Source organism: Enterobacter sp. fkY84-1 (genome assembly GCF_052974705.1).
This window is the reverse complement of record NZ_CP169393.1, coordinates 1,759,783-1,782,832: the sequence shown is the minus strand read 5'-3', so window position 1 is coordinate 1,782,832 and position 23,050 is coordinate 1,759,783. Positions and strand designations below refer to the sequence as shown.

Here is a 23,050-nt window from a genome sequence, read left to right as displayed (position 1 = left end):
TCCTTTTTTGTTTAATCTGGCGCGAGCAATTGCTGTTAACACACGCTCTGGTTGAGTGCGTGACACAATTCAAGAGTATGAGCGAGTTTCTCCTGTCCTTTCAACCTCCTCCCTCGATTTCTTTCCTGAATGTTCATCAGCTGAACGAAGAGTGACCGTTAAAGCGTGCTGCTGCATTTTTTTAAGACAGAAATAAAAAAGGCAGCCATTCGGCTGCCTTAGTCTCCCCAGGTCACAGCTTAGTTGTTGCGGATGTATTCATCCATTTCGGTTTTCAGGTTATCGGATTTCGTACCGAAAATTGCCTGTACACCAGAACCTGCAACAACCACGCCCGCTGCGCCCAGTTTTTTCAGACCCGGCTGGTCTACTTTCGCGACGTCGGCAACGCTCACACGCAGACGAGTGATACACGCGTCCAGGTTAGTGATGTTCTCTTTACCGCCGAACGCGGCAACCAGTGCCGGAGCCATTTCGCTGGTCGCGCCCGCTTTGCTGTCTTCTGTCGCATCTTCACGGCCTGGGGTTTTCAGGTCCAGTGCTTTAATCAGCACGCGGAAGATGGTGTAGTAAACAACGGCATAGCACGCACCCACGATTGGGAACAGCCACAGTTTGCTGCTGTTACCGGACAGAACGATGAAGTCGATCAGACCGTGAGAGAAGGACGTACCGTCACGCATACCCAGCAGAATACAGATTGGGAACGCCAGGCCCGCCAGAATCGCGTGGATAACGTACAGGATCGGCGCAACGAACATGAAGGAGAACTCGATCGGCTCGGTGATACCGGTCAGGAACGAGGTCAGCGCTGCGGAGATCATGATACCGCCCACTTTTGCACGGTTCTCTGGCTTAGCAGAGTGCCAGATAGCAATCGCCGCTGCTGGCAGACCGTACATTTTGAACAGGAAGCCACCAGACAGTTTACCTGCAGTTGGGTCACCCGCCATGTAACGTGGGATATCGCCGTGGAATACCTGGCCTGCTGCGTTGGTGAATTCACCAATCTGCATCTGGAATGGAACGTTCCAGATGTGGTGCAGACCGAATGGCACCAGGCAACGCTCGATGAAGCCGTAGATACCAAACGCCACAACCGGGTTCTGGTAAGCAGCCCACTGAGAGAAGGTCTGGATAGCGGAGCCGATTGGTGGCCAGATGAAGGACAGGATCACGCCAGTGAAAATCGCTGCCAGACCAGAGATGATCGGAACGAAACGCTTGCCCGCGAAGAAGCCCAGGTACTCAGGCAGCTTGATGCGATAGAAGCGGTTGAACATGTACGCTGCAATCGCACCGGAAATGATACCGCCCAGAACACCGGTGTCCGCCAGGTGTTTCGCGGCGATCTCTTCTGCCGGTAAATGCAGAACCAGCGGCGCAACCACAGCCATGGTTTTCACCATGATGCCGTAAGCAACCACTGCAGCCAGCGCAGATACGCCGTCGTTATTGGTGAAGCCCAGAGCCACACCGATCGCGAAGATCAGTGGCATGTTAGCAAAGACAGAACCGCCTGCTTCGGCCATCACATGGGACACTACGGCTGGCAGCCAGCTGAAGTTAGCAGAACCGACACCCAGCAGGATACCTGCGATAGGCAGTACGGATACTGGCAGCATCAGCGATTTACCGACCTTTTGCAGGTTAGCAAATGCATTCTTAAACATAATTGAGAGTGCTCCTGAGTATTTGTGCTTTTTTTACGCTTTCACGCATTGGCCCGGGGGGAGTACCGTGCCGTGGACAGGACATCTAAGCGCCCTTTATTTATTACACAGAGTAAAATAATTCCCTCTGAGTTTGTTTGACGGCTATCACGTTTCAGCTTAAGGCGGTCGAAAAACTTTCAGTTATTTACAAAAAGCATGTCCGGATGTGTCTAAAAACACCCTCACCGCCCCAAATGAGGCGGTGAACTTTACTCGTTTTATTTATTAATTACGAGCCTAAAAAAAACAGGTGTATCAGACAGATTGCAGGCGGGCGGGGTCAATATGGAACAGCGTTGAGAAGTTTTCCGTGGTCACGCGGGCCAGCTCTTCGATGCTGACGCCCTTCAGTACGGCCATGTACTCAGCCACGTCTCGCGTCATCGCCGGTTGGTTCTCTTTACCGCGATGCGGTACCGGGGCCAGATACGGAGAGTCTGTCTCCACCAGAATGCGATCGAGCGGAACATAACGCGCGGCATCCCGGAGCTGCTCAGCGTTACGGAACGTCACGATCCCGGAAAACGAAATATAAAACCCTAAATCAAGCAGTTTACCCGCCGTTTCTCTGTCTTCTGTGAAACAGTGTAGTACGCCACCGCAATCCGTCACGTTTTCTTCCCGAAGGATCGCCAGGGTGTCGGCACGCGCATCGCGGGTATGCACAATGACCGGCTTGTTCAGTTCGCGGCCAATGCGGATATGATGGCGGAAGGACTCCTGCTGCCGCGGTTTCGTTTCCGGCGTGTAAAAATAGTCCAGGCCGGTCTCCCCCATCGCCACCACGCCCTCTTCTGCTGCCAGTCGGCGCAGTTCCTCAACGTCATACGCCTCGTCCTGATTCAGCGGATGCACGCCGCAGGAGAACACCACGTTGTCGCGAACGCCCACCAGCTCACGCATGGTGCGATAACCCGGCAGCGTCGTCGCCACCGCAAGGCAGAATTTCACATCGCGGGCAGCGGCTTTTTCCAGCACGTCATCCACGTTTTTATGCAGGGATTGATAATCCAGGCCATCAAGATGGCAGTGTGAGTCGACTAAAAACATAATGTCTCTCTCAGAGATGGGAAACTGGCGGTGTGACGCCGGGTTGCAGGTAATGTTCAATACGCAGTAACTGGTCGGTCAGTAAAAGCTCGCGATTAAGTCCCGTCACGGTTAAAAGCTGTTCGCGGCTCTGGCAAACTTCATGAAGCATCGCGTGAAGAATCGCGCCGGAGAGGCGGTTCGCCAGCGTACTCACCAGTGGCCACGCGTCAGGGTTAGTCAGCAGCGTTGCCCCTTGCTGAATTTTAAGGGCATCCAGCAGCAACGCGGCCAGCCAGTGCAGACGCTCAACGGCACTATCGCTGTTAAGTGTCGGGAGTAAGCTTAGCCAGTCGTTGTTATTCAGCGCCGCTTCAACGGCCCGGCAGAGCGCTTCTCGCTGTGACCAGACGTCAGGTTGCAGCAAGGCCAGCGCCGCCGCGGGCGCGCCGCTACTCAGGCGCAAGGCGGACAGCGCACTTTCAGGTGACGTTGTCACCTCTCGCTCCAGCCAGCTCAGCGCCCATGATTCCTGAGGCACCGCAAGGTGATGAAGACGGCAGCGGCTGCGCAACGTCGCCAGCAATCGTCCCGGATCGCGGCACGAGAGGAAAAACCACGTTTTTTCCGGCGGCTCTTCAAGAGTCTTAAGCAGGGCGTTAGCCGCCGCCTCGGTCAGCAGGGTGGCGTCTTTGAGCAAGACGACCTTAGCGCCACCCAGACGCGCATGTTCGTACAATTTTTCACTAACTTCACGCACGGCATCAATACCCAGCGCGCTCTTGCCCTTCTCAGGCTCAAGGGTGTAGTAGTCAGGATGTGTGCCCGCCTGCATCAGCTGGCAGCCGCGGCACTTACCACAGCTTTTGTGCCCTTCCGGCTGCTGGCACATCAGAAAACGGGTGAGGGCATAAATTAACGCCTCATCCCCCATCCCTGGCAATGCCTGAATCAGTAACGCATGATGCCCCCGCCCCGCCTGATAGCTGCCGATCAGCTGCTCAAAGTGCGGACGCAACCATGGATACCATTTCATGCCTGCTGCTCCTGTACCCACTGCGTAACGGTCTGCTGGATGTTGTGCGTGACGTCATCCAGCGACTGCGTCGCATCGATGGTACGAATAGCGCTATCCTGTGCCGCCAGCTCAAGATAGCGCGCACGGGTGCGGTTAAAGAAATCAAAGGACTCTTGTTCAATGCGGTCCAGCTCGCCGCGCGCGCGGGCGCGTTTGAGGCCCACTTCCGGCGTAACATCCAGATAGAGGGTCAGGTCGGGGCGAAAATCACCCAGTACGGCATCGCGCAGCGTTGCCAGCATCGTCTGGTCAATACCGCGTCCCCCGCCCTGGTAGGCCTGAGTCGACAGATCGTGGCGATCGCCGATCACCCATTTACCCTCGGCCAACGCGGGTTTGATCACCGTCTCAACCAGCTGTACGCGCGCCGCGTAGAACATCAACACTTCGGCTTTGTCAGTGATAACTTCGTCGCCAACGGATTTAATATCCAGCACCAGGCTGCGCAGTTTCTCCGCAAGTTGTGTACCGCCCGGCTCGCGGGTGAAGACCATGTCGGCGACGCCAAGCGATTTCAGCGTGTCCACCACTACGTTGCGGGCAGTGGTTTTACCCGCCCCTTCGAGTCCCTCAATGACAATGTATTTACTGCGCATTTTTTTCCTTAAGTGCCTTCAGATAGTCCTGAACAGAGCGATTGTGGCTGGCAAGGTTGGTGTTAAAGGTATGCCCCCCTTTTCCATCAGCCACAAAATAGAGATACGGTGTTTTCGCCGGGTGCGCGGCGGCTTTGAGAGAAGCCTCGCTCGGCGTGGCAATCGGGCCAGGCGGTAAACCGCTAATCACGTAGGTATTATACGCCGTTGGCGTTTCCAGATCTTTTCTGGAAATCTTGCCCGTATAGTTCTCTCCCATGCCGTAGATGACGGTAGGGTCGGTTTGCAGGCGCATACCAATGCGCAGACGATTGATAAATACTGACGCCACCCGATCGCGTTCAGCAGCAACGGCGGTCTCTTTTTCGATAATCGAGGCCATGGTAACAAACTGATTTTGATCTTTATAAGGTAAACCATCCATTCGCCCTTCCCAGGCGGCATCCACGGCGGCGACCATTTTTTTGTGCGCCCGCTTCAGAATCGCCACATCGGTCGTGCCTGCGGTATACATCCAGGTATCTGGCCAGAACCAGCCTTCCACCCATTCAGGATGCTCAAACTTGAGCACGTCGGCCACCGTCTGGTAGCTGTCGTCCTTCAGGGTATGTTTGATATACGGCGCATCGCGCAGCTGTTTGAGGTAATCGCTCAGGCGCATCCCTTCGACAAAACGCAGCGGGAACTGGGCTTCTTTACCGCTTTCCAGCAGTTGCAGCATCTCCCTGACGGTCATGCCGGGCGTAAAGCGGTAGGTACCGGCCTTGAAGTGAGATAGGTCAGGCTCAATACGCAATAACCACTGGAACACACGAGGACGGTTAATGATTTTATCCCCGTAAAGCTGCTCGCCCAGCGCCATCCGCCCGGTACCGGCTTTCAGGGTAAAAATCGTCTCGTCTTTAATCAAGATTTTACTGTTCGCCAGCTGGCGGACTTTCCATACTCCCGCTCCGCCAGCAATGCCCAGCGCAATAATAAGGAGAAGGACAAAACGCAACATTTTCTTCATGACTATCTGGTTTGCTCACATATCGGGGCTAAAAACTGGAACAGCTCGCGCGAAGACCAGCGCTGTTGGTCATACGCACGGACGGCGATAACAGGCATCAACGCATTGCAGATCACAACTTCATCGGCGGACAGCAGCGCCTCTTCCTTCGCGTTTACTTCGACAACGCGAAAGCCTGCATGTGCCAGCTGTTGCAAACAAAACTGGCGCATGATGCCGTTAACGCCAGCCTGCACCAGCGAAGGGGTGAAGACCTCACGGCCCTTCCGCCAGAGTAAATTAGCCGCACAGCATTCCGTAATGAACCCTTCGCTGTCAAGGACTAGCGCCTCATCGGCGTCCGTCTGTTCAAGATGAGTACGAATAAGCACCTGTTCAAGGCGGTTAAGATGTTTTAGTCCGGCAAGCATCGGGTTTCGCCCCAGCCGCACCGGGCTCAGCGTCAACGTCACGCCCTCTTCACGCCAGCGCGCATAGTGAGCAGGATAAGCTGAAACAGAGAGAATACGTGTTGGATGCTGACAGGCGGTACCACTGTACCCCCGCCCACCGCTGCCTCGGCTAATGATAACTTTTAAGACACCGCTGGTTTTACCTGACGCCAGCTGACGCATCTCATGTTCAAGAATTTCCCACTGCGTAAAAGGGATCAGTAACGTCTGGCAGGCGTCTTGTAAACGGCGGAGGTGTGCATCAAGCAAGCACACGTCGCCTTCCAGAATACGCGCAGTCGTAAAGCAGCCATCGCCAAACTGCGTCGCCCTGTCGCTTGCCGGCAGCGTGTCTTGCTCAAGGCCATTAATTAAAAACATGGTGGCTCCTTATGCGTGGGCGTTTAGTCTGGCAGGATGCCATGCAACCGACAAGAAGATTAGGCTTAATAAAAAAGGCCCGGCAAGCGGACCTTTTTTTATAGCTTTCGGGCCGTCAGGCTCAGACCTTTTTGAAGATCAGAGAACCATTCGTGCCGCCAAAGCCGAAGGAGTTACACAGGGTGTACTCCATACCGCTAACCTGGCGCGCTTCATGAGGAACGAAGTCCAGATCGCAACCTTCATCCGGGTTATCCAGGTTGATGGTTGGCGGAACAGCCTGATCGCGCAGCGCAAGGATAGAGTAGATGGACTCTACTGCACCCGCAGCACCCAGCAGGTGACCGGTCATAGATTTCGTGGAGCTAACCAGTACGCGGCTGGCAGACTCGCCGAAGATAGACTTCACAGCCTGCGCTTCAGCTTTGTCGCCTGCTGGCGTAGAGGTACCGTGAGCGTTAACGTAGCCAATCTGCGCTGGGGTAATACCCGCATCACGGATCGCGTTTTCCATCGCCAGCGCAGCACCCGCACCGTTCTCCGGAGGAGAGGTCATGTGATAAGCATCGCTGCTCATACCAAAGCCAACGACTTCAGCATAAATTTTCGCACCGCGTTTTTTCGCATGTTCGTACTCTTCCAGCACGAGCATACCTGCGCCGTCACCCAACACGAAACCATCGCGGTCTTTATCCCACGGACGGCTCGCCGCCTGAGGATTATCGTTACGGGTAGAAAGCGCACGCGCTGCACCAAAGCCACCGACACCCAATGGGGTACTGGCTTTTTCAGCACCGCCCGCAACCATAGCATCTGCATCGCCGTACGCAATGATACGCGCGGCCTGGCCGATGTTATGCACGCCAGACGTACACGCGGTAGCGATAGAAATGCTTGGCCCACGCAGGCCGAACATAATGGTCAGGTGACCTGCCACCATGTTAACAATCGTGGACGGAACGAAGAACGGGCTGATCTTACGCGGTCCGCCATTCATCAGCGATGTATGGTTTTCCTCGATCAGGCCAAGACCGCCAATCCCGGAGCCGATAGCAGCGCCGATACGGGTTGCGTTCTCTTCCGTAATCTCAAGGCCAGAATCCTGCATGGCCTGAACGCCAGCGACAATTCCATATTGAATGAAGGCATCCATCTTGCGCTGTTCTTTGCGCGAGATGATCTCTTCACAGTTAAAATCCTTTACTAAGCCAGCAAATTTCGTTGCATAGGCGCTAGTATCGAAATGGTCGATTAGGCTGATGCCGCTCTGACCGGCAAGGAGAGCTTTCCAGGTGGACTCTACGGTATTGCCGACAGGAGACAACATGCCAAGTCCGGTCACAACTACACGACGCTTAGACACGTTTGTCCTCCAGGGAGGGATAAAAAAAGAGATTCGTGGGACTAAAAAAGATAAAACTCAGGCGGTCGAATGACCGCCTGGAGATGTTCACTTACGCCTGGTGGCCGTTGATGTAATCAATGGCAGCCTGAACGGTGGTGATTTTCTCAGCTTCTTCGTCCGGAATCTCAGTATCAAACTCTTCTTCCAGAGCCATTACCAGCTCAACGGTGTCAAGAGAATCTGCGCCCAGGTCTTCAACGAAGGAAGCGGAGTTCACAACTTCTTCCTGCTTAACGCCCAGCTGTTCGCCGATAATTTTCTTAACGCGTTCTTCGATAGTGCTCATACTCTTAAATTTCCTATCAAAACTCGCTTTCGCGATGGTTTTCGTAGTGTATAAAATGTTGAAAAATTTGCAACTAAATCCCGGCAGGTCTTACCACGATTTTACGTTATTTTGAGGCCATTTGCCCTAATAACGCAAATATTTTCGATCGTGATTAAACCATGTACATCCCGCCGTTGACGTGGAGGGTCTCACCAGTGATGTAACCCGCTTCGTCAGAGGCTAAAAATGCAACCGCACTGGCGATTTCTTTAGGGTCGCCAAGACGACCCGCCGGAACTGCCGCCAGTGTACCCGCACGCTGCTCATCGGTCAGCGCACGCGTCATGTCCGTTTCAATAAAGCCCGGAGCAACAACGTTTACAGTAATCCCGCGGGACGCGACTTCACGCGCCAGCGATTTACTGAAACCGATCAGACCTGCTTTCGCCGCAGCGTAGTTAGCCTGACCAGCATTTCCCATGGTACCAACCACAGAACCAACAGTGATAATACGACCATGACGCTTTTTCATCATAGCGCGCATTACCGCTTTTGACAGACGGAATACAGATGACAGGTTGGTTTCGATAATATCGTTCCACTCGTCATCTTTCATTCGCATCAGAAGGTTGTCGCGAGTGATCCCGGCATTATTGACCAGAATATCCACTTCACCAAACTCTGCGCGAATATTTTCCAGAACAGATTCGATAGATGCTGGTTCGGTCACATTCAGTACCAGACCTTTACCGTTCGCACCCAGATACTCGCTGATGGCCTGAGCGCCCTTCTCGCTGGTTGCTGTACCAATCACCTTCGCGCCGCGCGCAACCAGTGTTTCAGCAATTGCGCGCCCGATACCGCGGCTTGCGCCAGTCACCAGGGCGATTTTTCCTTCAAAACTCATGGTATTCCTCTTTTATTGCGAGAGTGCCGCTGACATCGCTTCCGGCTCGTTAATCGCCGAGGCTGTCAGGGTGTCAACAATACGTTTCGTCAGACCGGTGAGGACTTTCCCTGGGCCGACTTCATACAGATGCTCAACGCCCTGAGCGGCCATAAACTCAACGGTTTTGGTCCACTGTACCGGGCTGTAGAGCTGGCGAACCAGTGCGTCGCGGATAGCTTCCGGCGCGGTTTCGCATTTCACATCGACGTTGTTCACAACGGCAATCGTCGGTGCGTTAAACGTAATTTTTTCCAGCTCAACCGCCAGTTTCTCGGCGGCTGGCTTCATTAACGCACAGTGGGACGGCACGCTGACCGGCAGCGGCAGCGCACGTTTCGCGCCAGCAGCTTTACAGGCAGCACCGGCACGCTCAACCGCTTCTTTATGACCAGCGATAACCACCTGGCCCGGCGAGTTGAAGTTAACCGGTGAAACCACCTGCCCTTCAGCAGATTCTTCACACGCTTTTGCAATCGCAGCATCATCCAGACCGATGATAGCAGACATGCCTCCTGTGCCTTCTGGCACCGCTTCCTGCATGAATTTACCGCGCAGTTCCACCAGACGTACGGCGTCAGCAAACGCGATCACACCGGCACAGACCAGCGCTGAGTATTCACCCAGACTATGGCCCGCGAGCAGCGCTGGCGCTTTACCGCCCTGCTGCTGCCAGACACGCCACAGCGCAACGGACGCTGTCAGCAGCGCTGGCTGTGTCTGCCAGGTTTTGTTCAGTTCTTCGGCCGGACCCTGCTGGGTCAGCGCCCATAAATCATAACCCAGTGCATCAGAAGCTTCACGGAAAGTCTCTTCAATGACCGGATAGTGTGCTGCCATTTCAGACAACATCCCAACGGTTTGAGAGCCCTGACCCGGGAACACAAAAGCAAATTGCGTCATTTTTTATTCCTTATCCTAGAAACGAACCAGCGCGGAACCCCAGGTGAACCCGCCACCGAAGGCTTCAAGCAAGACCAGCTGGCCCCGTTTGATTCGCCCGTCGCGTACCGCTTCATCAAATGCGCACGGTACTGACGCCGCAGAGGTGTTGCCGTGGCGATCCAGCGTCACCACAACGTTATCCATCGACATGCCCAGCTTTTTCGCGGTCGCGCTGATGATACGCAGGTTCGCCTGATGCGGCACCAGCCAGTCGAGCGCGGAGCGCTCAAGGTTATTCGCTTCCAGCGTTTCATCAACAATGTGCGCAAGCTCAGTCACCGCCACCTTGAACACCTCGTTCCCTGCCATGGTCAGGTAAATCGAGTTGTCCGGATTAACGCGATCGGCGTTAGGCAGGGTCAAAAGCTCACCGTAGCTGCCATCAGCATGCAGATGCGTAGAGATGATACCCGGCTCTTCGGACTGCCCCAGCAGCACCGCGCCCGCACCATCACCAAAAATAATGATCGTTCCGCGATCGGTTGGATCGCAGGTACGCGCCAGCACGTCAGCACCGATCACCAGCGCATATTTGACGGCTCCGGACTTCACGTACTGATCGGCAACGCTCAGCGCATAGGTAAAACCTGCGCACGCAGCGGCAACGTCAAACGCCGGGCAACCTTTAATGCCGAGCATATTCTGCACCTGGCATGCCGCGCTTGGGAAAGCATGTGTAGCAGACGTCGTGGCCACCACGATCAAACCGATCTGTTCTTTATCAATGCCCGCCATCTCGATAGCACGCTGTGCGGCTTCGTAACCCATGGTGGACACGGTTTCGTCTGGCGCGGCGATACGACGTTCACGGATACCTGTGCGCGTGACAATCCACTCGTCAGACGTATCTACCATTTTTTCCAGATCGGCGTTGGTACGCACTTGTTTTGGCAGGTAGCTGCCGGTACCTAAAATCTTCGTATACATGTACGCTCAGTCACTTTTAGCTAATACAGATTCCAGGCGAGCGGCAATCCGCTGAGGGACTTGTCGCTGCACCGCCTGCACTGCCTGTTCAATGGCGACAGAAAATGCTCGCTGATTGGCGGCGCCATGACTCTTAATCACGATGCCGCGCAATCCTAACAGACAGGCGCCATTATACTGGTCGGGGTTGAGGTGACTGAATCGCCGCGTCAGGCTCTTTTGTAACCAACGCTTCAATAAAATCAGCCACCAGGCGCTTTTTTTGCCCTCTCCCTGTGATTTCAGCAGAGAAAGAAACATCCGCACGACCCCTTCCATGGTCTTCAACGTTACGTTTCCGGTGAAGCCATCGCAGACCAGAACATCCGTTTTACCCGTCAACAACTCATTGGCTTCGAGATAACCAATATAGTTGATGGAGGGAACCTGTTTGAGCAATTCAGCTGCTTCGCGAATGCTGTCCAGGCCTTTGGTCTCTTCTTCACCAATGTTCAGTAACGCAACACGGGGAGTGTTGATCCCGACCACTTCTTCTGCCAGCACCGATCCCATTACGGCAAACTGAGCCAGCATTGTACTATCACAATCGACGTTCGCGCCCAAATCAAGCACCACCGTCTTGCCCTTCTGCTGATGCGGCAACACCGTCACCAGCGCCGGGCGCTCAATACCGTCAATCGGTTTAAGCAACAATTTCGCCAGTCCCATCAGCGCGCCGGTATTACCCGCGCTGACGCAAGCCTGGGCTCGTCCTTCTTTCACCAGCTCCAGCGCTATCCGCATCGAGCTGCCGCGGCTGTTGCGAATCGCCTGCGAGGGTCGGGCATCACTGGCAATAACTGACTGCGCAGGAATAATCTGCAGACGTGAACGTTGTTCAAAGTCAGCTTTTGCAAGTAATGGCGTGATTGCGTCGGGATTGCCGACTAAAAGAAGAGTGAGTTGCGAATTAGAATTCAGTGCCTGCAATGCTGCAGGCACTGTCACGGAAGGGCCAAAATCTCCCCCCATGACATCTAACGCCAGGGTTAGACGTGTCAAGGTATCGTCGCAGCCTGGTTCGGTAAGTTCCCCGTTTGCACGGGGAGCTCCTCACTAAGCCTAATCACGCTGACGCGTGATTACTTAGTGATAACCTTGCGGCCGCGGTAGAAACCGTCAGCGGTGATGTGGTGACGCAGGTGTTTCTCACCAGAAGTCTTGTCTACAGACAGGCTGGTAACTGCAGTCAGCGCGTCATGGGAACGACGCATGCCACGTTTGGAACGGGTTGGTTTATTCTGTTGTACGGCCATGGACCTTACTCCTCAATTACTTACGCTTTAAGCTGGCTAATACGGCAAATGGGTTTGGTTTTTGCGCTTCATCAGGCAGTTCCCCAAAGACCATGTCCGCCTCGGACACTTCACAGTGTTCAGAATCATGCACCGGAACGACTGGCAAGGAGAGGATGATTTCATCTTCAACCAGAGCCAGAAGATCGATTTCACCGAATTCGTTAACCTCAATCGGCTCATACGCTTCCGGGAGTGCTTCAGCCTGTTCGTCAGAACGAACCGGACTGAAACAATACGTTGTGTGAACATGCTGTACAAACGGTTTCCCGCAACGCTGACACTCGAGCGTTACCGTCACCTTTGCATCACCGGTTAACACGGCGAGGCGCTGGTTGTCGATAGCGAACGACATGGAGCATTCTACATCACTGTCCACACTGACTACGGATTCGGCAATACGCTCAGCCTGATCGGAAGTATAGATACCTTCGTAATCGAGGCGTTTTTGAGCCGTACGTACCGGATCAAGAGTCAGGGGTAATTTTACCTTTTGCATAGGGCGCGCATATTAACTTTGTAACGTCATAGAGTCAAAGAAAAAGGCAACCAGAGCTGCCTTTTGCCAATTATTCGCACACATTGCGGCCTGTAGTTTAAAATGGCTGGCATCGATACGCTATATCTGGTGATAAAAATATGCCAAATCTCGTCCTTGCTTCCACGTCTCCCTACCGCCGAATGCTGCTGGAAAAGCTCGGGATCCCGTTTGAATGCGCTGCACCAGACGTGGATGAGACGCCACAGCCGGGCGAGTCACCGCGCCATCTGGTGACGCGTCTTGCTAAGGAGAAAGCGCAGTCGCTGGCCGCACGCTATCCTTCGCATTTGATTATAGGCTCGGATCAGGTTTGCGTGCTGGACGGCGAAATCACCGGCAAGCCGCATACAGAGGAAAATGCCTGCCAGCAGCTTCTGCGCGCGCGCGGTACTATCGTGACCTTCTATACGGGCCTCGCTCTCTATAACGCCGCGTCTGGCCATCTGCAAACAGAGTGTGAGCCGTTCGACGTACACTTCCGCCATCTCAGCGAGCAAGAGATTATGGATTATGTGCGTCGTGAGCGCCCGCTGGACTGCGCGGGGAGCTTTAAAAGTGAGGGGCTTGGGATTGCGCTGTTCGACAAGCTGGACGGTCGGGATCCGAACACCCTGGTGGGGTTACCGCTGATTGCCTTGTGTCAGATGTTACGGCGAGAAGAGTGTAATCCGCTGACGATGTGACCTTCGCCGGGTGGCGCTGCGCTTACCCGGCCTACAAAACCGTAGACCCGTGCAAGCGCAGCGCCGACGGGCAAAATCAGCCGCGCAGAACCTTCAGGCAGCGTTTCAACTGCTCATCCAGCGGCGCTTCAATACGGATGACTTCACCGGTATTTGGGTGGGTAAACTTCAGCGCTGCCGCATGCAGGAACAGACGCGATAGCCCCGTTCCCGTCAGCTGCTTATCAAACTCGCGGTCGCCATAGCGGTCATCAAACGCGATGGGGTGCCCTGCAAACTGCGTATGTACGCGGATCTGGTGGGTACGACCGGTCACCGGACTGCAGCGCACCAGCGTGGCAAACTCATAGCGCTCTTCAACCTTAAAGCGCGTCTCAGACGGTTTCCCTTCCTGGCTGACGCGGACAATACGCTCGCCGCTTTGCAGAATGTTCTTCAGCAGCGGCGCCTGCACCACTTTTACATGGGACTGCCATTGGCCGCGCACCAGCGCCAGGTAGTCTTTCTGCATCCCTTTTTCACGCAGCTGTTCATGCAGGGAACGCAGCGCAGAACGTTTTTTCGCTACCAGCAGCACGCCAGAGGTGTCACGGTCAAGACGGTGAACCAGTTCAAGGAAACGCGCTTCCGGGCGCAGGGCGCGGAGCCCTTCAATCACACCGAAGCTCAGGCCGCTACCGCCATGGACTGCCGTTCCTGACGGTTTATTCAGCACCAGAATGTGGTCATCTTCGTAAAGGATGACATCGCTCAGGGCCGCCACTTTCTGTAGCTTCGGTGAAACGGTCTCTTCTTCACGCTCTGCCACGCGCACCGGCGGAATACGCACTTCATCGCCCGCCTCGAGTTTGTACTCGGGCTTCACGCGTTTTTTGTTCACCCGCACTTCGCCCTTACGCAGGATGCGGTAAATCATGCTCTTTGGCACCCCTTTCAACTGGGTGCGCAAGAAGTTATCGATACGTTGCCCCGCTTCATCTTCGGCGATGGCAACCATTTTTACGGCTGGAGTCTCTGTTTTCATGGTTGGCGATTCTAAATATCGTCAGCCATTAGCGCCACTCATTTTTCTATGCTTATATTTACTTTTATCCGGCCTGCGCCCCGTTTCACGCAATCGATTTGGTGGTTATTAAACCAATCACCACCTTGAGGTGAAGAAACTGTGAGTAACCGGGTGATAATTGGTAAAAGTCATCTTGCTATAACCCGGCGAGCAGTGGAATAATGAGGTCGTTTTCCGCGTTAAATCCGGGTTTTGTAAGGATGTCGACGGAATGACCAATTTTGTCTGACCGATCATCCACGCAGCAATGGCGTAAGACGTATTGATCTTTCAGGCAGTTAGCGGGCTGCGGGTTGCAGTACTTCCCGGTATAAGGATTGTTCTCTGGAGAGTTCTACCCAGGCAATTCCCCTGATAATTGCGCTGTGTTTCCGTATGAAACACAGGCAACCGACACTCTGCGCCTCTTAAGCGAGCGACAACCGTGAGGTTGGCGACGTGAACAGACACGAGGCCATCGGTTCATACCCCGGAAAGCGTCACCTTGCCCGCAGCTTTGTCGTCAATGTAAGAATAACGAGTAAGTTACGATGAAAAGAATGTTAATCAACGCAACTCAGCAAGAAGAGTTGCGTGTCGCCCTTGTGGATGGGCAGCGCCTGTACGATCTGGATATCGAAAGTCCTGGACACGAACAGAAAAAAGCGAACATTTACAAAGGCAAAATCACCCGCATTGAACCAAGCCTTGAAGCTGCATTTGTCGATTACGGTGCTGAGCGTCATGGTTTCCTCCCTCTGAAAGAAATCGCCCGCGAATATTTCCCTGCAAACTACAACGCCCATGGCCGCCCAAACATCAAAGATGTTCTGCGTGAAGGTCAGGAAGTTATCGTTCAGATTGATAAAGAAGAGCGTGGCAACAAAGGTGCCGCACTGACAACCTTTATCAGCCTGGCGGGGAGCTATCTGGTGCTGATGCCAAACAACCCGCGTGCGGGTGGTATCTCTCGCCGTATCGAAGGTGATGACCGTACCGAGCTGAAAGAAGCGCTGGCAAGCCTTGAACTGCCTGACGGCATGGGGCTTATCGTGCGTACCGCAGGCGTCGGGAAATCCGCCGAAGCGCTGCAGTGGGACCTCAGCTTCCGTTTGAAACACTGGGAAGCCATCCAGAAAGCAGCGGAAAGCCGCCCTGCTCCGTTCCTGATCCACCAGGAAAGCAATGTGATCGTGCGTGCCTTCCGTGACTACCTGCGTCAGGACATCGGTGAGATTCTGATCGATAACCCGAAAGTGCTTGAGCTGGCGCGCCAGCACATCGCCGCGCTGGGCCGTCCGGATTTCACCAGCAAAATTAAGCTGTATACCGGTGAAATCCCGCTGTTCAGCCACTATCAGATCGAATCCCAGATTGAGTCCGCCTTCCAGCGTGAAGTGCGTCTGCCATCCGGCGGTTCTATCGTTATCGATACCACTGAAGCGCTGACCGCTATCGACATCAACTCCGCGCGTGCAACCCGCGGCGGCGACATCGAAGAGACCGCTTTCAACACCAACCTTGAAGCCGCTGATGAAATCGCCCGCCAGCTCCGCCTGCGCGACCTGGGTGGTCTGATTGTTATCGACTTCATCGACATGACCCCTGTTCGTCACCAGCGTGCGGTAGAAAACCGTCTGCGCGAAGCGGTGCGTCAGGATCGTGCGCGTATTCAGATTAGCCATATCTCACGCTTTGGCCTGCTGGAGATGTCCCGTCAGCGTCTGAGCCCATCGCTGGGTGAGTCCAGCCATCACGTCTGCCCACGCTGCTCCGGCACCGGTACAGTGCGTGATAACGAATCGCTGTCCCTCTCTATCCTGCGTCTGATTGAAGAAGAAGCGCTGAAAGAGAATACCAAAGAGGTTCACGCGATTGTGCCTGTGCCAATTGCGTCCTACCTGTTGAACGAAAAACGTGCTGCGGTCAGTGCCATTGAAGCACGTCAGGGTGGTGTTCGCTGCATCATCGTGCCAAACGATCAGATGGAAACCCCGCACTACCACGTGCTGCGTGTCCGTAAAGGCGAAGAGACGTCAACGCTCAGCTACCTGCTGCCGAAGCTGCACGAAGAAGAGATGGCCCTGCCATCTGATGACGAGCCAGCAGAGCGTAAGCTGCCAGAGCAGCCTGCGTTAGCGACCTTCATCATGCCAGAAGCCCCACCGGAAGCCGCCCTGGAAAAACCAGCGGCCAAACCTGCGGCGCAGAAACCAGAAGCGACGGCCGCGAAAGCCCAGCCTGCGCAGCCGGGTCTGCTGAGCCGCTTCTTCGGCGCGCTGAAGAAGATGTTTGCCGGTGAGGAAGTTCAGCCAGAGCAGCCGAAAGAAGAGCCAAAAGCGGCCAAGCCTGAACGTCAGCAGGACCGCCGTAAGCGTCAGAACAACCGCCGCGACCGTAATGACCGTAGCGATCGTAATGAGCGCAACGAGCGTCGTGACAACCGTGACAACCGCTCTGACAATAACGAAGGCCGTGAGCAACGCGAAGACAACCGTCGCAACCGTCGCGAGAAACAGCAGCAGAATGTTGAAGATCGTGAAATTCGCCAGCAGGCGGGCGATGAGTCTGAGAAGAGCAAACAGCGTGACGACCAGCAGCCGCGCCGTGAACGCAACCGTCGTCGTAACGACGAGAAGCGTCAGGCACAGCAGGAAGTAAAAAACCTGAACCGCGAAGAGCCTGTTGAGCAGCAGGACGGCGAGCAGGAAGAACGTACTCAGGTCATGCCGCGCCGTAAGCAGCGCCAGCTTGCTCAGAAAGTCCGCTTCGCCTCTGAAGCAACCGAAGAGACAGCAAACGTTGCGGTTGAAACTCGCGAGAGCGCAACCGGTACGCAGCTGGCAAAAGTTGACCTGCCAGCGGTCGTTGATAACAATATTGAGCAGGATGAAAACGGTGAAAACCGTGATAACGCCGGTATGCCGCGCCGTTCACGTCGTTCCCCACGTCATCTGCGCGTCAGCGGTCAGCGCCGTCGTCGCTATCGTGACGAGCGGTACCCGACTCAGTCTCCAATGCCGCTGACCGTTGCCTGTGCTTCACCAGAAATGGCTTCCGGCAAAGTCTGGATCCGCTACCCTGTTGCTCGCCCGGAGCAGGTTGTTGAAGAACAGCCGGTAACGGAAGAGGTCATTGCACCTGTAGCAGCGGTAGAAGAGGTCGTGACTGAAACGGCAACCGTGGTTGAACCTCAGGTTGTTGAAACTGAAGCACCTCAGGCCGCGGACGTCGAAACCACGCATCCGGAAGTGATTGCCGCGCCGGTTGATGCCGCACCGCAGCTTATTGCTGAAGAAGATGTCGTGGTGGCTGAGGAAATTGCTGAAGAGGCTGAACCTGTAGCCGCGGTAGAAGAAGCCGCTGAAACTCTCGACGAAACCACCGCTGAAGAGGTCGTTCAGGACGTTGAGATTCAGGTTGAACCGCTTGTTGAAGAGCCAAAAGCGCCAGAAGTGAAGCCTGAGCCGGTTGTTTCTGCGCCAGCCGCTGCCCACGTAGCGACAGCACCAATGACCCGCGCCCCGGCGCCGGATTACGTGCCTGAAGCGCCGCGTCACAGCGACTGGGTTCGCCCGGCCTTCAGCTTCGAAGGTAAAGGCGCAGCCGGTGGTCATAGTGCAACGCATCAGGCGACTGCACCGGCAACGCGTCCACAGTCTGTCGAATAACGACAAACGACACTAAAGTAAAAAGCCGACCCTTGGGTCGGCTTTTTTATGGCTGCTGAACAGGCTTTCTCATCCCGGTCACCTCCGGCATGACCTGCCGCATCAACTCCAGAAATCGCCGCAGGCGTGCCGGATAATAACGGGACCAGGGATAAACCAGATGTACCGGTAGCGCCGCGGGCTGCCACTCGGGCAGCAAATGCACCAGTCGCCCTTCCCGAATATCGTCCTGTACCGTCCAGCTGGATACCACGGCCACGCCAAGGCCGGTAAGTGCCGTATTGCGTGCGACATACAGGCTGTCGGTGCTGAGCCGTGGCGTAATAGCAATCCGCGCGGTGGCGGACGAGGCATCGTGAAAAAGCTCCACGTGGCGCTGGTAGAAAGAGCTGATGGCTATCCAGGGAAACTGCTGCAAATCCTCCGGCGTATTCACCGCCGGGAAGCGGGCCAGCAGTGCCGGAGAAGCCACCACCGAGCGCGGCACCTCCGCCAGCAGTACGGATACGGTTGCCGGATCGACCTCCACGCCCACCCGAATAGCACAGTCAAGGTTGTCGCCGAGGAAATCCGCCGACCGATCGTTGAGCATCCACTCAATCGAAAGCTGCGGATAGCGTTGCAAAAATTCGGTTACGGGTTTCAGAAGCTGATCCTGACCAAACGCGTGCGGCGCCCGCACCCGCAGCACGCCTACAGGCTCATCTTCCGTCTGCCCTACCTCATCCTCCAGCGCCAGCCAGCTGTCAATCACCCGACGGGCGTGCTGATAGCAGCGCTCGCCGTCATCCGTTAGCCGCGTCGTGTGGGTGGTGCGCAACAACAGGCGCACGCCCAGCATGGTTTCAAGCGACTGCAACCGTCGGCTTACCGTGGCCTGGGTTGTTGCCAGCTGTCGCGCCGCCGCTGAGAGCGAACCCGCCTCGACAATGCGGACAAACGTCCGCATTAGCTCTACCCTGTCTATACGCTCAACTCTTTTCATCGCATTTTCATTTATACGTTCAACGTATAAGCGTTTTACCACCGGGCCCGCTACCGTCGCAAGGCGTACTGATAAAAAATAGCCTCACACGATGAATGAGGAACAAATTATGAACACAACAACGACTTCCCATGCTGTAAGCCGCTGGGTGATCTTTATGCTGACTCTGGGGGCTGGCTTCAGCGTGGCATCAATCTATTACGCGCAGCCCCTGCTGCCGCTGATGGGTGCCGACCTGCATTTGAGTATTGAAGGTATGGGCCTGGTGCCAACATTAACGCAGGCAGGCTACGCGCTTGGCATCCTGTTCCTGCTTCCTCTGGGCGATCGCCACGACCGCAGGACGTTAATTTTGATCAAAAGCGCGGCGCTGGCGCTGTTTCTTCTCGGCTGTAGCCTGACCGGGCAGATCCATTCCCTGCTGCTGGCAAGCCTGCTTATCGGCATGGCCGCCACCATGGCACAGGATATCGTCCCTGCCGCGGCCATTCTTGCGCCGGAAGGCAAACAGGGAAAAACCGTAGGTACAGTAATGACCGGGCTGCTGATGGGTATCTTATTATCCAGAACCGTGAGCGGCGTGGTGGGCGAAGCGTTTGGCTGGCGCGTCATGTACCAGCTGGCAGCGGCGAGCATTGCGTTCATCGGGGTAATGATGTGGTTTGTACTTCCCCGTTTTGCCATTCACTCCACGCTGAGCTACCCCGCGCTGATGCGCTCGATGGAACACCTGTGGCGTCGCTACCCGGCGCTGCGCCGCGCGGCGCTGGCTCAGGGTTTCCTGTCGATTGCCTTTAGCGCCTTCTGGTCAACGCTTGCGGTCATGCTGCTGGAACGCTATCACCTGGGTAGTGCCGTCGCAGGTGGTTTTGGTATTGCCGGTGCCGCGGGTGCGTTAGCTGCCCCACTGGCGGGGGGTCTGGCGGACAAACTGGGGGCAGGAAAAGTCACGCAGCTTGGTGCCGTTCTTGTGACCGTCTCTTTCGCCCTGATGTTCCTGATGCCCGCGCTGGGCGTTCATGGACAGCTGATGCTGATCGCCATCTCTGCCGTCGGGTTCGACCTGGGCCTGCAGTCCAGCCTGGTCGCCCATCAGAACCTGGTGTACAGCCTTGAACCGCAGGCGCGTGGTCGTCTCAACGCCCTGCTCTTTACGGTCGTCTTTATCGGGATGGCGCTGGGGTCCGCGTTAGGCAGCAATATCTACTCGCTAGCTGGCTGGACGGGTGTGGTCGCACTGGCCACCGTCTGTGGCGTCATTGCGCTGGTCATCCGTCTGATAGAAAGCGCGCGTGTCGCCTCAGTAACAGCAGAAGTCGCATAAAAAAAATGCCCAATCCAGACGGATTGGGCAGCAAAACATGCCCAGTTTCAAGACATGTTCTAAGAGGTCAAGATGTTATTTGTTCAGCTGGAACAGAGACATGCCCTGCATATCGCTAAACGCTTTATAAGACGCCTGCAAGGCCGCCTGCTGCATGGTGTAAGAGGAAATCGCTTCGTTCCAGTCGACATCAACCAGGTCGCTCATCTGCTTGGTCTGGCCCAGCGCGCGGTCATTACCCAGCGTATCGAGTTTTTCCAGCTCGTTCATCTTGGTGCCCACATCCGCAACGACTGTCAGAATATTGTTCTCGGTGTTCTGAATACCGATTTGCGCATTTGCAATCACCTGGTTCTGGACTGCAGCTGCAGCCGGATCGTTCTCAATCGGCGTCTTCAGCGCAGCGACGGCAGAATCCAGGATTTTGAACATGTTTGTCTCGCCATAACCACCACCCGGCAATTGCTCCGCATTACTGGTAATGCTTTCGAAAATCTGCTGGCCGGTATGACTAATCGCCATATTTCGCGCCGTATCAACCTGCTGGGTGATGGCTTCAGCGCCGCCCCTGTACTCGCCGGTTACGGAATCAAACGGTGCGCTCTCGGTTTTGTATCCCGCAAAGATAAAGCGACCATTACCGTCCGTCGTGTTGGCCAGGTTCATAAGCTGATCGCGGATCCCCTGAATATCGGTCGCCAGAGCAAGACGATCGTCATCGTTTAGTGTGCCGTTTGACGCGTAGACCAGTTTCTCCCGCACGCTTGAGATCGCGCTATTCACCTGAGCCAATACGTTATCTTCCAGTGAGACCTTTTGCGTGGCAAAGGTTCGCGCCAGAGCAAATTGGCTGTTTTGTGACTGAGATTGTGACAAAACAATAGCCTGCGAAGCCGCGATAGGATCATCGGACGGACGATTGACGCGCTTGCCGGTGGACATTTGTTCACCATAACTCAGCCATCTGCTTTGGGAATCGGTGATCCCACGCATGTTCTGCTCATACATCATCTGGGTGCTAATACGCATTGTTCACCTCAACCTTAACGGATGTTGATAATTGCATCGAAGAGCGTACTGGCAGTCTGGAGAACCTGGGCGTTCGCCAGGTAATACTGCTGATAACGCTGCAAATTGCCATACTCTTCGTCGAGGTTTACCCCAGAAATGGTCTGCTGCTGTCTGATCAGCTGCGTTTCTACATCGGCTTTCGTCTGGCTGCTTACTTTCAGTGAGGCCGTAGAACTCCCGACAGTACTTACCAGCGAAGCATACGCATCGTTGAAGCTTTTGTTCCCGCCTACCACTTTGCTGTTTTGCAATTCGAGCATTTTCTGGCCATTGCGGTTGTCGCTCTCACCGCCGGTCTGCACGGACGCCATCGCCAGTTTGGACTCGTCGCTGATCGCCAGATCCATGTTCATGATGACGTCGGAAACCGGCTTCACGGTAAAGCTGTCTTTGGTATTTGCCGTGCCGCTCACGTTGACGTTAAGACCATCAAACGACAGGTTGCCGCTGGCATCCGGGCTCATCGTAAAGCTGGTTTTGTCTGATGTACGGGTGATCGTCCAGTCAGTGCCGTTGAACTGCAGCTTATAGTCTGTCGCCTGGACCTGTTTGCTGTCCGCCACAGAGGCCGTAACAACCGCCGACCCGCCGTTCTTGCTGTTGGACAGCACCGCCGGAGAACCAAAGTTGAACAGCTTACCGCCCGCATCACCGTTAGCGTCAAAGCCAGCCTCATGCTGCGTGTTCATCGAATCGGCAAAGGCCAGCGCCATCTGGTTCAGGGTGTTACGAGCTTTATCCAGATCTTCCGTGCGGAAGGTCAGTAAACCGCCCAAAGAACCGGTGGTGATCATCTTTTCCGGGATCTCTACGTTCCCGGCGACGTCATCGACATAGGCCACGGTGGTACGGGACGGATCGGCACTCGACTTCACGGCAGCCAGCTGGTTAGCTTTGCTGCCCTGCACCAGGCTGTAACCGTTGCCGAAAGAGATGTTATACGTGCCGCTATCCTGAACAGACACTTCCACGCCGACGATTTTGTTCAGCTCAGTGACGAGCTGATCGCGCTGGTCAAGCAGATCGTTAGGCGATGCGCCCGCACCGACGCCGGTCAGACGGGAAATCTGATCGTTCAGATTGGCAATCTGTTTGGCATAGTTGTTGATCTGCGACACGCTGGTTGAAATCGCGGTATTCACCTGCGTATCCTGGTCACGAAGATACTGATCGTTGGTTTTGAACTGATTGACCAGACCGCCCGCTTTACCCAGCACCGTCTGACGCGCCGCCGGATCTTCCGCGTTGCTCACCAGGGTTTGCAGGCTTTTAAAGAAGTCCTGCAGCGTGGTGGAGAGCGAATTGGTGGTATCGGAGAGCACATCGTCGATTTTTGACATCTGCTGGTAGCGCGTCGTCAGGCCGCTGCTCTGCGTCTGCGCGGCACGCAGCTGATTGGTGATGAAGGCGTCATACTCACGCTGGACACCGGAGACATACACCCCGTTACCCACCCAGCCACCGCCGGTCAGCGTGCTGTTAGATGCACCCAGCACCGTGGTCTGGCGGGTGTAACCTGCCACGTTATAGCTTGAAATATTATTACTGACGGTATTGAGTGCCGACTGCGCAGCACTGAGGCCACTCATGGCGCTGTTAATCAAACTGGACATGGGGGTTCCTTTTATACGTTCAGACACGAGTCCTGATGAAGGTTATCGGC

At 55.1% G+C, this 23,050-nt stretch carries 21 protein-coding genes; 3 read left to right on the top strand and 18 right to left on the bottom strand.

The window, feature by feature from the left end:
- Nucleotides 1-239 precede the first annotated feature (239 nt).
- The 14 genes from ptsG to yceD form a co-directional block, all read right to left on the bottom strand.
- Nucleotides 240-1,673, bottom strand: coding sequence for a PTS glucose transporter subunit IIBC (gene ptsG, locus ACEPLT_RS08425; protein ID WP_008500788.1), 1,434 nt, complete (start codon nucleotides 1,671-1,673; stop codon nucleotides 240-242).
- A gap of 297 nt (nucleotides 1,674-1,970) precedes the next feature.
- The gene (locus ACEPLT_RS08420) at nucleotides 1,971-2,765 is read right to left on the bottom strand and encodes a metal-dependent hydrolase (RefSeq protein ID WP_008500789.1); all 795 of its coding nucleotides are present in this window, start codon (nucleotides 2,763-2,765) and stop codon (nucleotides 1,971-1,973) included.
- 10 nt (nucleotides 2,766-2,775) lie between these two features.
- Nucleotides 2,776-3,780 (bottom strand): DNA polymerase III subunit delta', encoded by a 1,005-nt coding sequence (holB, locus tag ACEPLT_RS08415; protein ID WP_008500790.1) that lies wholly within the window; start codon nucleotides 3,778-3,780, stop codon nucleotides 2,776-2,778.
- On the bottom strand, nucleotides 3,777-4,418 hold the full coding sequence (tmk, locus tag ACEPLT_RS08410) for a dTMP kinase (protein ID WP_008500791.1): 642 nt from the start codon (nucleotides 4,416-4,418) through the stop codon (nucleotides 3,777-3,779). Before tmk ends, holB begins: the two co-directional genes overlap by 4 nt.
- Nucleotides 4,408-5,430, bottom strand: a complete 1,023-nt coding sequence (yceG, locus tag ACEPLT_RS08405) for a cell division protein YceG (protein ID WP_025911808.1) — start codon at nucleotides 5,428-5,430, stop codon at nucleotides 4,408-4,410. The genes tmk and yceG overlap by 11 nt, the downstream gene beginning before the upstream one ends.
- Nucleotides 5,431-5,432: 2 nt before the next feature.
- Complete coding sequence (gene pabC, locus ACEPLT_RS08400) at nucleotides 5,433-6,242, bottom strand: aminodeoxychorismate lyase (RefSeq protein WP_032651330.1); 810 nt, start codon at nucleotides 6,240-6,242, stop codon at nucleotides 5,433-5,435.
- Nucleotides 6,243-6,363: 121 nt separating this feature from the next.
- A complete protein-coding gene (gene fabF, locus ACEPLT_RS08395) occupies nucleotides 6,364-7,605 on the bottom strand; it encodes a beta-ketoacyl-ACP synthase II (RefSeq protein ID WP_008500794.1) in 1,242 nt (413 codons plus the stop codon).
- 91 nt (nucleotides 7,606-7,696) lie between these two features.
- Nucleotides 7,697-7,933: an acyl carrier protein gene (gene acpP / locus ACEPLT_RS08390; protein ID WP_003857954.1), complete on the bottom strand. Its 237-nt coding sequence runs from the start codon at nucleotides 7,931-7,933 to the stop codon at nucleotides 7,697-7,699.
- Nucleotides 7,934-8,087: 154 nt separating this feature from the next.
- A complete protein-coding gene (gene fabG, locus ACEPLT_RS08385; protein ID WP_032674533.1) occupies nucleotides 8,088-8,822 on the bottom strand; it encodes a 3-oxoacyl-ACP reductase FabG in 735 nt (244 codons plus the stop codon).
- 12 nt (nucleotides 8,823-8,834) lie between these two features.
- Nucleotides 8,835-9,764, bottom strand: a complete 930-nt coding sequence (gene fabD, locus ACEPLT_RS08380; protein ID WP_008500796.1) for an ACP S-malonyltransferase — start codon at nucleotides 9,762-9,764, stop codon at nucleotides 8,835-8,837.
- A 15-nt stretch (nucleotides 9,765-9,779) separates the two neighbouring features.
- Nucleotides 9,780-10,733 (bottom strand): beta-ketoacyl-ACP synthase III, encoded by a 954-nt coding sequence (locus ACEPLT_RS08375; RefSeq protein WP_008500797.1) that lies wholly within the window; start codon nucleotides 10,731-10,733, stop codon nucleotides 9,780-9,782.
- Between the two features lie 6 nt (nucleotides 10,734-10,739).
- A complete protein-coding gene (gene plsX, locus ACEPLT_RS08370) occupies nucleotides 10,740-11,774 on the bottom strand; it encodes a phosphate acyltransferase PlsX (protein WP_021240758.1) in 1,035 nt (344 codons plus the stop codon).
- Nucleotides 11,775-11,854: 80 nt separating this feature from the next.
- A complete protein-coding gene (gene rpmF / locus ACEPLT_RS08365; protein ID WP_003857964.1) occupies nucleotides 11,855-12,028 on the bottom strand; it encodes a 50S ribosomal protein L32 in 174 nt (57 codons plus the stop codon).
- A gap of 16 nt (nucleotides 12,029-12,044) precedes the next feature.
- Nucleotides 12,045-12,566 (bottom strand): 23S rRNA accumulation protein YceD, encoded by a 522-nt coding sequence (gene yceD / locus ACEPLT_RS08360; protein ID WP_021240759.1) that lies wholly within the window; start codon nucleotides 12,564-12,566, stop codon nucleotides 12,045-12,047.
- Between the two features lie 140 nt (nucleotides 12,567-12,706).
- Here yceD and ACEPLT_RS08355 point away from each other — a divergent pair, with 140 nt between their 5' ends.
- On the top strand, nucleotides 12,707-13,291 hold the full coding sequence (locus ACEPLT_RS08355; protein WP_032674530.1) for a Maf family protein: 585 nt from the start codon (nucleotides 12,707-12,709) through the stop codon (nucleotides 13,289-13,291).
- A gap of 76 nt (nucleotides 13,292-13,367) precedes the next feature.
- Here the strand turns inward: ACEPLT_RS08355 and rluC are convergent, their stop codons facing one another.
- Entirely contained in the window at nucleotides 13,368-14,315 is a 948-nt protein-coding gene (gene rluC, locus ACEPLT_RS08350) for a 23S rRNA pseudouridine(955/2504/2580) synthase RluC (protein WP_032663822.1), read from the bottom strand.
- 572 nt (nucleotides 14,316-14,887) lie between these two features.
- Here rluC and rne point away from each other — a divergent pair.
- Nucleotides 14,888-18,007, top strand: coding sequence for a ribonuclease E (rne, locus tag ACEPLT_RS08345; protein ID WP_059365186.1), 3,120 nt, complete (start codon nucleotides 14,888-14,890; stop codon nucleotides 18,005-18,007).
- A 46-nt stretch (nucleotides 18,008-18,053) separates the two neighbouring features.
- Here rne and ACEPLT_RS08340 read toward each other — a convergent pair whose 3' ends face one another.
- Nucleotides 18,054-18,956, bottom strand: coding sequence for a LysR family transcriptional regulator (locus ACEPLT_RS08340; RefSeq protein ID WP_008500803.1), 903 nt, complete (start codon nucleotides 18,954-18,956; stop codon nucleotides 18,054-18,056).
- Between the two features lie 145 nt (nucleotides 18,957-19,101).
- Here ACEPLT_RS08340 and ACEPLT_RS08335 point away from each other — a divergent pair, with 145 nt between their 5' ends.
- Complete coding sequence (locus ACEPLT_RS08335) at nucleotides 19,102-20,316, top strand: MFS transporter (protein WP_248214026.1); 1,215 nt, start codon at nucleotides 19,102-19,104, stop codon at nucleotides 20,314-20,316.
- 75 nt (nucleotides 20,317-20,391) lie between these two features.
- On the opposite strand, the gene flgL is transcribed toward ACEPLT_RS08335, so the two are convergent.
- Both flgL and flgK read right to left on the bottom strand, forming a co-directional pair.
- A complete protein-coding gene (gene flgL / locus ACEPLT_RS08330; protein WP_023618175.1) occupies nucleotides 20,392-21,345 on the bottom strand; it encodes a flagellar hook-associated protein FlgL in 954 nt (317 codons plus the stop codon).
- A gap of 14 nt (nucleotides 21,346-21,359) precedes the next feature.
- Nucleotides 21,360-23,000: a flagellar hook-associated protein FlgK gene (gene flgK / locus ACEPLT_RS08325; RefSeq protein ID WP_032651317.1), complete on the bottom strand. Its 1,641-nt coding sequence runs from the start codon at nucleotides 22,998-23,000 to the stop codon at nucleotides 21,360-21,362.
- Nucleotides 23,001-23,050: the final 50 nt, after the last annotated feature.